The following is a 12,120-nucleotide window of genomic DNA, read 5'->3' as shown; positions in this document are numbered from 1 at the left end:
CGGGAGTGTTCCGGCTCCTCACAAGCGTCTCAACCGACGGGAGTGCGGTCAAGATGCGAATTTGTCTCAAGCCGATTCCAGACCATGAAAACAGCGGTGCCGAGGAGCAGTGAGCCGACCCCGTAGAGAATAATTCGGGGTCTTGAGGCTCCGAAGACGAAGAGCCAGCCCGCCAACGCAACGAGAGCGGGAAGCGGAAAGAACCACATCCGGAATCGCATTTTCTCAAACAGGTCGGGACGTGTTCGCAGGTAGAAGACTGTGGCGATCTGGGCGACGAATTGGATCAGAATGCGCGAAGTGAGTAGGGCTTCGATGACCGTGACGAGGTCGGCCAGGCAGGCAATCGTGGCCAAGCCCGCGATCAAGAGCATGGAGCGGTGAGGGAATAGGCCCGTCGGGTGAGTCCGGGCCAGCCCCTGGAAGAAGTGTCCCGAGCGAGCCGCGGCGTAAGGGACTCGGCTGTAGCCGAGCAAGGCCGCGAAGGTTGAGGCTGCCGCCGTCCAGATAATCATCAGCGTGACGATGCGCGCGGCGGTTGCGCCGAAGAGGCGTTGCATCATATCGCTGGCGACATGGGTCGACGCGATGACCTCATGCCAGGGAAGGACGCCAAGAATGCTCACATTCATGGTCAAATAGACGAGGGCGACGGCGACGACCGAAATCAGGATAGCGCGTGGGATCGTTCGCGCGGCATCATCCACCTCATCGCCCAGATAACAGATCTGGTAATAGCCAAGGAAGTCGTACATCGCGATCCCCACCGCGGCTCCCAAACCCATCGCGAATGGGCGGTCGAGTGTGAAGGCGTTCGCGGGAAAAGCGAAGGCTTGGGCCGCGTTGAAGTGCCCCAGTCCGGACGCGATCACGACGGCCACGGTTGCGAGCATGCCTGCCCAGAGGACAACCATGAGCCGGCCAGCCACCTCGATCCGACGATATGCGAGCGCGGTGATCGCCAGCATCACGGCCATCGCCAACAACTGTTCGTTTTGCACCTGCCAGGTGAAAGCGCCCAGGATCGGAACCGAGGCGTGCCAGGACCAGGCCGTCTGCTTCAGCGCCGGCCCAAGATAACCGGCGTAGTGAGCGAGCCCGATCGCTCCGGTGGCCACCTCGAGTGGTGCGCTGAAGAGGAACTGCCAGACGAAGAGAAACTTGAGGAGGCGGCCAGCCCGTGACTCGCCGTAGACCGCGTCGAAGAAGTGATAGGTCCCTCCCGAACCGGGAAAGGCGGCCGCGAGTTCGCTCCAGACCAGGCCGTCGGCGAGGGCGATCACGGCTCCGATCACCCAGCCGATCATCACGTGCGGACCGTCCAGCTTCTTGAGAAATTCCGGGATGGTGATGAATGGGCCGATCCCCACCATCATCGCCATGTTCAGGCTGACGGCCTGCAACAACGAAAGTCGTCGGCGCAGCATGCCAGGTCGGTCCTTATTCGGGTGCGGAACAGCGTGAGGCCGATCCCTTGCGACCAGCCGCTCAGCCATCATACACCCAGATCACCCAACCTCGACAACTTGCTGAAGCCTCCAAATGACAGCGAGCGAGCCCTCCTGCTCAAGGCGACGTCTCGTTCGTCGCGTTTCCTCGACACCCCTGCTCGATACTCAATTCGCGACGGAACTCTGGAACGCCTGGCACCCTGCCCGGCTTCCAGTCCCAGCGAGAACTTAATGTCTCAAAGCATCGAAAACCACTGTCAAAAGCGATCGTTTTCAACCGACTCGCCTTCGAAAAGAGTCGGCTTCTTGATTTGCCTGGAGATTCCTGTATTCTTGGTGCAGAAATACGAGAATCGGCCGGGGATCGGATGGATGAAACTCGCTCTTCAGACGGATTACGCCCTGAGAACTCTGCTCTACCTGGCCACGGAGCGAGGGCGCTCGACCGTGGGCGAGTTGGCGGCGTTTTACGGGATTTCGGTCAATCATCTGGGGAAAGTGGTTCACCAGTTGGGTCGGCTTGGCTACGTGCGAAATGTTCGTGGGCCTGGGGGCGGGATTGAGTTGATGCGCGACGCCACGACGATTTCGGTCGGCGAGGTGGTTCGCGACTTCGAGGGACGAAACATTCACCTGCTTGAGTGTGTGGATCGACCGGGGGTTTGTGTGATTCAGCCTGGGTGTGCCTTGCGAGGAGTGCTCGCCGAGGCTGAGCGGCGGCAGATGGACTATCTGGATGGGGTGACTTTGGAGTCGCTCCGACCGGCGACGGGCGGGATCGTGACATTGAAGTCTCTTTGACGCCAGCCGGGCACGGTCATTGATGGTAGTTTCCAGACAACGAAGGGGAGAACCGATGCTGATGGGAATGAGAAGCGGCCGCTTGTATTGCGTCGTTTGCCTGGTGGCCTCCTTGGCGGCCGCGGCGCTCGTCGCCGTTCTGGTCTCGGGAACTGAACTCCGCGCCGAGGAGTCTGCTCAGGATCCGGCCCTGACGCGCGCTCGGGACCAGATCAAGATGCTCGATTCGCTCTACAAGACAGCCGTGGTCTCGGTCACCAAACGGTATGATGAGGGACCGCCAGCCATCAAGGTCGCCATGGATGTTTTCGGCGCGATGGATAAGGAGGGTTGGCACAAAGCCAAACTGGTCGATGCCTCCGGATCGCCACAGAACGAGGCCAACCTGCCGCAATCGGAATTCGAGAAGCGGGCTGCCAAGGCCATGCAAGCAGGCAAGCCCTACTACGAAGAAGTTGCCGGAGAGGGAGCGAAGCGGACGCTGTACGCCGCAACGCTCGTCCCTGCTGTTCTGAAGCGGTGTGCGTCCTGCCATGGTGTCAAGGAAGGTGATCTGCTCGGGTTTATTCGGTACGAACTTCCCGTTAAGTGAGGCCGCCCGGCTTCATTCAACAGCGACTCCAGAGAAGAGGGGGCCCGTCTTGGGTCCCCTCTTTTTCGTTGATAAGGTGGCTGAGCAGGGGCTATCAATTTTTCATTTAGTGACTACCTGAACTCGATGTGCAAGGGATGGTCGATGTGGGATTGAGTGAATTCGGCCTGTCTCTGGAATGAGGTTTTTTGTTTAGAATATGTGTGATTGATGGATTGATAAGATTGTCTGTAACGCAACAGTAAATTTGTTCTCGATGCTTGTTCGCCCGAAGGGGCGTGAATACCAACGCCCACCCGATTTGATCCGAACGTCAATATTGGCGAAAAACGGACTTGCGAATGTGACTCGCGCGTCACTAGAATCGATTCGCCGATCAAAGATGGCGTCTCGTGATGGTCGAATGGCTGGATCGGCACCGCTTACTTGATCGGTGAACTTGGATCATTCGTGCGAGAAGGAACTCGACAGGTGCTCTCCTAATGGTTTGAGGCTGAAGACAACACGATGACACAGGTGCTCAGGCTCTTTGCAATCGTCGAACCGAGCGAGCAGGGCTTTGAAATTGGGTTCGGCGATGAAGTTGAATCCACATCCTGTCCCGGTCTTCTTTCTCCCACTTCCACTGCAGAGTTGTGGTTTACGCATGCCGTTCGCCGTTCAGGCGGGCTCCACGACTCACCGGGTCGATCTCACATCCTTCGTTGTTGACCCGTCCATCCCGTTGCTAAGACTCGTCTCATCTTTCGTCCTTTGCTCAGCTTCTCAAGGTTGATCGCAGGGGACAATCCGCTCAGCCGGTTCGGCGAGCCAGATTCGCTCACAGCCGGCGGTTTTTCGGGCAGCGTTTGTAGTCGACACGATCAAGACACGCATCGATGGACCGCGCTTGATATCCGCGCTTAGGGAGATCGTGCCATGCTCTATACCACCACGGCCTCAGATCATCAGGTGGACCGAATTCGACTCTTCCCCAGTCCTGAGGCGGCCGCAGAGGCCGACGCCAACGACGTTCGCACAATTCATGGCGTTGCCGTGACCCTGGATCGTGGCGTTCATCGAGTGATCCCGCTTTGGACCGATCCGCAGGTCTTTGATTCGGCATGGACCGCCCCTGCTGAGCTGCTCGCCGATCGTTCGATCATCGCCAGGTGCCCGATTCCCGCTCCGCTGTTCGTCCACGACCTGGACGTGTTGGCTGAGGCCATCTAGCGGTTCCGGTGGCATTCTCGGGCGTTCCGAAAGGTGCGAGCCGATAGGAGCCAGTTGAGCTCCCCAATGACGCGGCCGACTCAGCCGCCACCTTCCCCAACAATTCATGGGACGACTCGAGTGGGCGTTGAACCGTTGGGCGGATTCTCCGTCCGCGGTTCCGCCTGGCTTGAGTTTAGCCCACCAGGGTCCTATATAATTGGGGGAGTCATCGACGATTCGAGACGGAATCGGCCATGCCGAAACGATGGTGCATCAAGATGAATGTTCCGAGGGAGAGCACCGGTCTTGGCCGTTGGAGGTGCTCTTGACGTCCTTCGACTGGCCCACGCTCCGCTCAGCCGTGTCGATCGATGTCACAGAGATCGTTGACATCGTGGTCGCGTCCGTCCTCATTTATGGTGTGCTTCGCCTGCTGCGGACGACCGTGAACCGAATGCCGCTTGTGGTCGCGGTCGTCATGGTGGGCATCTATTTCACGGCCCGTGCCTTCGGGCTCTTTTTGACTGAGATGCTGCTGCGCACCGCGAGCTTGGCGCTCTTCGTCCTGTTCGCAATCGCGTTTCAGGAGGATATCCGACGCGCTGTCCTTCGCTGGCGACACCGGCGTCCGTCGCGTACTTCGGTTCGGTCGGATCGCACGACAGAGGACGTGGACGCTCTGGTCGAACTCGCCCTCCAGAGTGCCGAGAAACGCATTGGCATGCTGGTCGTGCTTCAGGGCCGTGAGAAGTTGGATCATTGCGTGAATGGTGGGATTGAGTTGCTCGCACCCATCAAGGCGATCTTGATGCAGAGCATTTTTGACCCTCATTCACCGGGGCATGACGGCGCGATCGTGATTCGGGATGGTCGGATCGTGCGGATGTGCGTTCAACTTCCGCTCTCGGAGAATCTCGACGAGGCGAAATTGCGAGGGACGCGCCATAGTGCTGGCCTTGGACTTTCCGAGTTGACCGATGCGATGGTTTTAATCGTTTCTGAAGAGCGGGGCGAGGTGAGCATCGCGCGGGACGGGGGACTGATTGAGATCGCCTCAGCCGCTGAACTGAAACAACGGTTGGAGGGTTTCCTTGCGGAGATGTGTCCCGCAACCCATCGGCCCAGGTTGGCGAAGCTCCTGTTCCGCCATTCCGGATTAAAGCTCGCCTCGTTGGCGATTGCTGCGTTGGGCTGGTTTGTTTTCGCCCGCCAGGGAGAGACGATCGAGCAGACCTTCGTTGTCCCGATTGAGTATCGGAACATACCAACGAACCTATGCTTGGATGATCGCCCTCCCGCTGAGGCGAGAGTGACCCTGTCCGGTCCCGAGCCGGCGTTCGCACTTTTGTCACCCAGCTCATTGAAAATTCGGGTGGAACTTGGGGGTTATGGCGCCGGCGTGGTGAATGCCCATCTGACGGAAGCCGATTGCGTTCATCCGCCCGACCTCAGCGTCTATCGTATCGAGCCCAGAGTTCTTCACTTCCGGCTCATCCCCTGTCGACCCCGACCGGGCGAGAAGGTGGCGGTGTCGGCCTTGCCCTTGGAATCAAGGGCGAACTGAGTTTGAGACGGGGTCAGAAGGAGCTAAAACGACTGGTTCAATCCGAACCAGATCACGGGTCCGCGGCCCGTGCCGAGTCCGACGGGTTGGGCGATGTCGACCCGTAGGCTGGCGCGTTCGAGGAAGGCGAAGAGGATGGTGTCGATCCGGATGCCAACGCCCACGCCGTGAACGACGGGGTTCCATTCGCCTCGGAGATAAGACTGGCCGACGTCGTAGAAGACGGCTCCCAGCAGATTTCGGACGCTGAGGACGTGGTCCGCGAGGTCCTGGTCGATGTCGCGCCAGATCGGGAATCGCCATTCGAACGTGGAGAGCCAGACGGAGCTGCCGATGTCCTGGCTCAGGTCGAGTGCGCGGTGGCGGCGGCCGCCGCCGAGGCGGAACAAGGGAACGGTGTCGGGGCCGCCGTAGCCACCGTAGACGCGGACGGCAATCCGGCTCTTTGAGGGCTCACCCGACCAGGTGGGGATCGGGCGAACGATTCCTAGTTCGCCAGCGATCCGCACATACGTCGCGGCCGATCCGAACGATCGGTCGCCATACTCGGCCGTGGCGTCGACCTCGAATCCCTGGACTGGGTCCCAGTACGGAAAGAGCGTGCTCAGGCGGTAGCGGCCGCCCACGGCATTGAGTTTGCCGTTCACCGGCCGGCCGTCATCACCTTGCCAGAATTCATTGCCGGTGCCGAAGTAGAGTTCCGCGAACCCTTGATCATCGATCAGGAAGCTGGAGGTTTCGAGAAACCGGTAGCGGAGGAAGGCGCGGCCGCCTGAGTGTCGCTTGTCGTTGTAGAAGTTGTAGAGCCCTTCCTCGTAGAAGACCCCCAGCGACCAGTGGGGCCAGGGGAACTGCACGAGTGCGAACTGGCCACCGAAGATGGCCTCGCGCAAGGCGGGCTCGGCCCCCGCCCAGACGGTCGCTTGCCAGCGGTTGACGCGCTGGGCGCCGATCTTGAAACCGCCTCGGGCGTACTGGTCGATGAACGGGCCGGCGACGATCGAGGTACGGTCGTGGGATTGAAACTGGGACGACTCGTCGAGCGGAGTCATGAAGGGAGTGAACCGCCAGGCGATCTCGGGTTTCCAGCGGTTGTTATCCGGGACGGAGTCGAGCAGCGCGTGGTCCGGATCCACGATCACCTGGGAGGGGGCGGAGGGCGCCAGAACCGTCACGACCCAGCGATCCTCCTTGGGGACGTGAGCGACATGGGCACCCGGGATATCGTAGCTCCCTCGGTCGGGCCAGATCGGCACGCGAATCTCGTCGGGACCACAGCGGCAGAGAACGACCGTGGGCTCGACCATCTCCCCGGTCTGCCTGAGCTCGACCGTCACGGAGCGCTGACCGGAAGGGGCGGTCACAGGGTTGACCTTGACGTGTTCAACGGCCCAATCTGTGTCTTTGTGTTCAACCAACCAGCCATCGAGAAACGCGTTCCAGTCGAAGCTGGGATCGAACGCCGTGAGCTCGCGTTTCAGATCGGCGTAGTGGAATGTCTCGAACGCGTATTCGTGGTAGATCTTCCGGAAGAAGGCAAAGAACCGCTCGTCGCCGAGTCGATTCCTGATCATGTCAATGACCTTGCCACCACGGTCGTAGGCCAGGCTGAACAAGGCGTTCAGGTTGCCCATCGACTTGATGTCCTGGATCACCGGTCCGTTATTGCCGCGGGCGCGCCAGCCGTAGTAACCAGACAACCGCAGGTCTTCGCGGCCGATCGTGGGGAGCCAGGTCAGTCCTTTGCCCCAGTTGATCAACGGCGCGTTCCGGCCATACTTCTCGTCCAGGCGGATCGCCGTGAACGCATTGACCAGTCCTTCATCCATAAAAGTTTCTGCATATCCGTCGGTGCCGACGACGTTCCAGAACCACTGGTGACACGTTTCATGGGTCACGAGGTGGTCGATGTAACGCTCACCCGACGAGGGGACTCGCATCACGCGGTCGTCGAGCAGCACCAGGCCCGAACATTCGTTGCCGTTCCAGCCGAAAAAGGAGGGGGCGATCTCGAACTCGTCGTCGAAGTAGGGGCCAAACCAGCGCTCGTAGAGTGGGAGGACCTCCGCCGCGTATTCCAGGACTTTCTCGGCGTTGGCCTTGTGCTCGGGCAACGAGACGACCCGCAACAAAGTCGGGCCGACTTGTTGCTCGCGGACCTCGAACCGATCGGAGCAGACCAAGGCAAAGTCACGTGCCGGACTGGCCACGATCGTCGAGACTTGCCGGCCGGGAGCGCCTGGTTTGGTGCCGGTGATCCGGCCCGAGGAGGCAATCACCTGCCCTTGCGGGGTGTCGAACCGGACGTTGTAGTGGCCTGCCTCCTGGTGCCAGGGCTGATGCCACGGCACGTAAGGCGTTCGCTCCCAGCCGCGGTCATCGTGGTGAGCGAGAACCGGGTACCAGTTCAAGAGGTAGGTGAGACCGTGATGGTGTCCCCACCGTCCCCAGATATCGGGCAGTTCGACGTTGAAGTCGATCTCGGCAACGACTGCCTGCCCTGGCTCGACCGGCCGGGGCAGCGGGACGATCATGACCGTATCCACTTCCGGGTCGAAATCGAACGGGGCGGCCTGGCCATCGACCTGGACCCGGGCGACATTGATTCGCCGCCCTTCCGCGTCCATCGATTCTTCGGGGCTGAGCCGGAGCACCTCCAGCGTTTTGGAGAGCGCTGGCCGATCCTGCTCCTTCATTCGATAGCGGGGGTAGACGTGGAAGACCAACTCGCGAGTGGCCACACCGCTTCGATTGATGAAACGAACCTGCTCGTGTGCGGTCACTAGCCTCCGGTTGAGATCCAGGCTGGCGTCGATATCGTAGCGAGGCAAGCCGGCCGGAATCGTCAGCCGAGCTCGTTGCGTCGAAGCACGGACAGAAACCTCACCCGCCGTGACGGGGTGGTCAGGCCTGGGAACGAGAACGAGGATCAAGCAAGCAGTCCATTGCCATCGAAAGCGCATGAGCAGTAGAAGCGATCCTAAGAGATTCGGGGGGGGCCAACCACGGGGGGCATGTTAGTCGATTGAAGCCAATTCGTCATCGCGATTGTCGCGAAACGTTGATATAGGGAAAATAATGGGAATGTCGATGAATGCGCGGGACGGGGTGCACTTCCGCCTCGTTTCTGGGTTCGAGCGGATTCTGCCCGGCCTGCCCAACGAAACGAACAGTGGGTGGGGCTCGCGCCGCCCGAGAGACTCGGAGTGAATGGATCGAACCGCGGCCGGCCCGCCTTGCGATTCCTGCGGGCGGATGTCTGAAGTGCTCGGGCCTTGGGTCGACCGTTCGTTTCTGATTGCGGTTTTCGTCGGGGTGGACTCTTCGCCACCCCGAACCTGGGCGACCCAAAGGGCGACCGCATTGAGAATTTAGAAGTGAGACATCACGAGCGAGGCGTTCTGGCCGCCGAATCCGAAGCTGTTGGAGATCGCCAATCGCACAGGCATCTCCCGCGCGGTGTTGGGCACGTAGTCGAGGTCGCAAGCCGGGTCGGGAGTCGCCTGATTAATTGTGGGCGGAACGACCCCGCATTGGAGCGACATGGCCGTGGCGGCGGCCTCGAGCGCGCCTGAGGCACCGATCAGGTGGCCGACCATCGACTTTTGGGAACTCATCGGGATCGAGGCTGCGCGATGGCCGAAGACGCGTTTGACGGCCACGGTCTCCGAAAGGTCGTTGAGCCGCGTGCTGGTCCCATGAGCGTTGATGTAGTCGATGGCGGAATGGTCGACGCGCGCCTCGCGGAGTGCGGCCGTCATCGCGATGGCCGCCCCCTTCCCGTCCGGCTCGGGACGAGTGATGCCATAGGCGTCGAACGACGACCCGTAACCCTTGATCTCCGCATAAATTGTCGCCTTGCGGCGTTTGGCCTTGGTCAGGCTCTCGAGCATGAGCACCGCCGCCCCTTCTCCCAGGACGAAGCCGTCGCGCTCGCCGTCGAACGGCCGCGAGACCTCCGCGGGCGACCGGACCGACGCGCTGACCGTTTTCATCGCGTTGTAGGCCACCAGCAGTTGCGGGTCGAGTCGACTGTCGCAGCCGCCGGCGAGAATCACATCCGCATCCCCCCGCGCGATCAAACGGAACGCCTCGCCCACAGCCTGGGTACCCGCCGCGCAGGCTGTGACGATCGTGTTGTTCGGACCCATCGCGTGGTGCAAGATCGAAATGTGCGCAGCCGCCATGTTTGGCAGGTGCTGAAGCAGCCAGAGCGGAAACATCGACTCGGCGCGTGCCTGGGCGAATTGTCCCATGTCGAACGTGCCGTCGGGGCGGATCGATCGTGTGATCGGCTCGACGAGCTCACCCACGTCCATGGGGGTGATTCCCGTCCCCATGCAAACCCCAAATCGAGAGGGGTCAAGCTTTTGGACATCCAGGCCGGAATCCGTCACGGCCAATGCCGCTGCGCCAACCGCGAACCGAACCGCACGGCTCATTAACTTGGCGCTCTTCTTGTGGTCGCCCAGGAAGGGCAACACATCGAAGTTCTTGACTTCGCCCGCAATCTTGATCGCCAGGCTCGTCGTGTCGAAACTCTCGATGTAGCTCACGCCGGATCGCCCCTCGACGATCGCCTCGCTGAACTCGCGACGACCGATCCCATTGGGCGACACAATCCCGATGCCAGTGACCACCACGCGGTGCATGATCTCCCCCACTCCCAATGATTGCCAAGCCATTGGTGCCGAGGACGAAGCGTTCATTTCCAGAACGCCGCTATTCAACGCTCCCACTCGGCCCGTCCATTCCGAGTGAGAACACCCGATCTCATCTGATTGGGCGAGCGATTCGCTCACCTAATTTGCAATCGATTCGGAACATTGCCGCCCAAATCAATCGCACCGAACATGATCGACCGCGATACCGGTCGTTCCCGAGCGTATCCTTCTTCGATTCTCCGGAAAGATTCCACTCAAAACGAATCGCTTGCCGGTCTCCCTCATTTTATCATTCCACGATCTTGGGGGGCAAAAGAAATGGCGGATTAGAAGTGGAGTTTGTCGATATCTTGGAATTTGCGGATTGCGGGGCCTGGGTGTGAGGTTCCGGTTGGAGATGGGCGGGAACCAGACTGCGGTTTCTTGTGTCTTGCGGATCGGTGATGGGCTCGAGTCAGGGCGTGACGGAGTTCCGATTCCGTGATAGGGTGGAAGTCGAATTGATTGAAGGAGAGAGCTCTGCTTTCTCTCTTTTGTCGACGGGGGAAGACGAGGCGATGAGCCCAGCCACCCGAGAGTCTCATCAGGCACGATGTCCGCATTGATTATCAGGAGTACTGGCGCGATGTCTCTGACACTGGCCGAACGGGTGAGTGCGATTGCCCCCTCGGCGACGCTGGCGATGGCCGGAGCGGCGAAGCGACTGAAGGCTGACGGGGTCGAGGTTTTCGACTTCGCGCTGGGCGAGCCTGATTTCAAGACGCCGGAGAATATTCAAGAGGCGGCGCTTAAGGCGATGCGTGCGGGCCAGACCCATTACACGCCCCCCTCGGGGATCCCCGAGCTTCGCCAGGCGTTGGCCAAGTTGTATTCGGAGACCCGCGGACTGCCGACTCAGGAGGCGCAGGTCGTCGTCTCCAACGGTGCCAAGCACTCGATCCACAATGCGTTGATGGCGGTCTGCGGGCCGGGTGATGAGGTGATCATCCCCGCTCCTTACTGGGTCAGCTATGCCGACCTGGTCAAGTTGACGGGCGCCACGCCCGTTGTGCTGCAGACGACGGAGGCCAACGAGTTCAAGTTGACCCCCGAGCAGTTCCTGGCGGCGGTCACGCCGCGAACCAAGCTCTTGATGATCAACAGTCCGTCGAATCCGACCGGGGTGGTCTATACCCGCACGGAGCTCGAAGCGCTGGCGGACGCGGTGCTCCAATCGGACCAGGTTGGGGTGCTCTCCGACGAGATATACGAACAACTCCTGTATGGCGAGGCGGAAGCGACCTGCTTCGCGACGCTCCGGCCGGGGCTGGCCGATCGGACGATCACGATTTCGGGGGTCAGCAAGACTTACGCAATGACCGGCTGGCGGATCGGCTGGGCGCTGGCTCCGGCCCCGGTGGCGAAGTTCATGGGGGACATCCAGAGCCAGGAGACGAGCAACCCCTGCTCGATCAGTCAGTGGGCCGCACTCGAGGCGATCACGGGTCCCCAGGATTCGGTCGTCGAGATGAAGTCTCAATTCACGAAGCGACGAACTTACGTGCTGGAGCGGATTGCCGCTCTGCCTGAAGTGACCTGTATCGCTCCCGGGGGGGCGTTCTACGCCTTCATGAACATTTCGGCCCACCTGGGTCGGACGCTCGGGGGCAAGGTGATCGGCGATTCCACCGATTTTTGCCTGACGGCCCTCTCCTCGGCCCATGTTGCGCTCGTGATGGGCTCGGCGTTTGGCGCTGAGGGTTATGCGAGACTGTCGTTTGCGACGGATTTGACCACGCTCGAGCGTGGATTCGATGCGCTCGAGCGCTTTCTCCGTCATTGAGAACCGTGGGATTGGTCGATCCTAAAAGTGGT

8 protein-coding genes are annotated in these 12,120 nt (G+C 60.6%); 5 read left to right on the top strand and 3 right to left on the bottom strand.

The features are described 5' to 3' along the window. Nucleotides 1-29: 29 nt before the first annotated feature. On the bottom strand, nucleotides 30-1,427 hold the full coding sequence (locus V5E97_RS38695; protein ID WP_406696883.1) for an APC family permease: 1,398 nt from the start codon (nucleotides 1,425-1,427) through the stop codon (nucleotides 30-32). A 396-nt stretch (nucleotides 1,428-1,823) separates the two neighbouring features. Between V5E97_RS38695 and V5E97_RS38690 the strand changes: the two genes are divergently transcribed. The 4 genes from V5E97_RS38690 (at nucleotide 1,824) to V5E97_RS38675 (ending at nucleotide 5,602) form a co-directional block, all read left to right on the top strand. After that, on the top strand, nucleotides 1,824-2,252 hold the full coding sequence (locus V5E97_RS38690; RefSeq protein ID WP_406696882.1) for an RrF2 family transcriptional regulator: 429 nt from the start codon (nucleotides 1,824-1,826) through the stop codon (nucleotides 2,250-2,252). Nucleotides 2,253-2,313: 61 nt separating this feature from the next. After that, complete coding sequence (locus tag V5E97_RS38685; protein ID WP_406696881.1) at nucleotides 2,314-2,844, top strand: c-type heme family protein; 531 nt, start codon at nucleotides 2,314-2,316, stop codon at nucleotides 2,842-2,844. A 918-nt stretch (nucleotides 2,845-3,762) separates the two neighbouring features. After that, nucleotides 3,763-4,056, top strand: coding sequence for a hypothetical protein (locus V5E97_RS38680; protein ID WP_406696880.1), 294 nt, complete (start codon nucleotides 3,763-3,765; stop codon nucleotides 4,054-4,056). A gap of 301 nt (nucleotides 4,057-4,357) precedes the next feature. Continuing rightward, nucleotides 4,358-5,602, top strand: a complete 1,245-nt coding sequence (locus tag V5E97_RS38675) for a diadenylate cyclase (RefSeq protein WP_406696879.1) — start codon at nucleotides 4,358-4,360, stop codon at nucleotides 5,600-5,602. Nucleotides 5,603-5,625: 23 nt separating this feature from the next. Here the strand turns inward: V5E97_RS38675 and V5E97_RS38670 are convergent, their stop codons facing one another. Both V5E97_RS38670 and V5E97_RS38665 read right to left on the bottom strand, forming a co-directional pair. Beyond that, nucleotides 5,626-8,535: a M1 family aminopeptidase gene (locus tag V5E97_RS38670; RefSeq protein ID WP_406696878.1), complete on the bottom strand. Its 2,910-nt coding sequence runs from the start codon at nucleotides 8,533-8,535 to the stop codon at nucleotides 5,626-5,628. Between the two features lie 438 nt (nucleotides 8,536-8,973). Next, nucleotides 8,974-10,254, bottom strand: a complete 1,281-nt coding sequence (locus V5E97_RS38665) for a beta-ketoacyl-[acyl-carrier-protein] synthase family protein (RefSeq protein WP_406696877.1) — start codon at nucleotides 10,252-10,254, stop codon at nucleotides 8,974-8,976. 637 nt (nucleotides 10,255-10,891) lie between these two features. Here V5E97_RS38665 and V5E97_RS38660 point away from each other — a divergent pair. Continuing rightward, nucleotides 10,892-12,088, top strand: a complete 1,197-nt coding sequence (locus tag V5E97_RS38660) for a pyridoxal phosphate-dependent aminotransferase (protein WP_406696876.1) — start codon at nucleotides 10,892-10,894, stop codon at nucleotides 12,086-12,088. The last annotated feature ends 32 nt before the right edge of the window (nucleotides 12,089-12,120 follow it).

It is taken from the genome of Singulisphaera photorubra, from assembly GCF_045290345.1.
Taxonomy (GTDB): domain Bacteria; phylum Planctomycetota; class Planctomycetia; order Isosphaerales; family Isosphaeraceae; genus Singulisphaera.
The sequence above is the reverse complement of the archived record's forward strand: the minus strand, read 5'-3'. Positions and strand labels throughout refer to the sequence as shown.

What these genes read in the sequence shown, in the direction of transcription:
- V5E97_RS38695 (WP_406696883.1), bottom strand. Translation starts at nt 1,427, where the DNA reads ATGCTGCGCCGACGACTTTCGTTGTTGCAGGCCGTCAGCCTGAACATG.
- V5E97_RS38690 (WP_406696882.1), top strand. Translation starts at nt 1,824, where the DNA reads ATGAAACTCGCTCTTCAGACGGATTACGCCCTGAGAACTCTGCTCTAC.
- V5E97_RS38685 (WP_406696881.1), top strand. Translation starts at nt 2,314, where the DNA reads ATGGGAATGAGAAGCGGCCGCTTGTATTGCGTCGTTTGCCTGGTGGCC.
- V5E97_RS38680 (WP_406696880.1), top strand. Translation starts at nt 3,763, where the DNA reads ATGCTCTATACCACCACGGCCTCAGATCATCAGGTGGACCGAATTCGA.
- V5E97_RS38665 (WP_406696877.1), bottom strand. Translation starts at nt 10,254, where the DNA reads ATGCACCGCGTGGTGGTCACTGGCATCGGGATTGTGTCGCCCAATGGG.
- V5E97_RS38660 (WP_406696876.1), top strand. Translation starts at nt 10,892, where the DNA reads ATGTCTCTGACACTGGCCGAACGGGTGAGTGCGATTGCCCCCTCGGCG.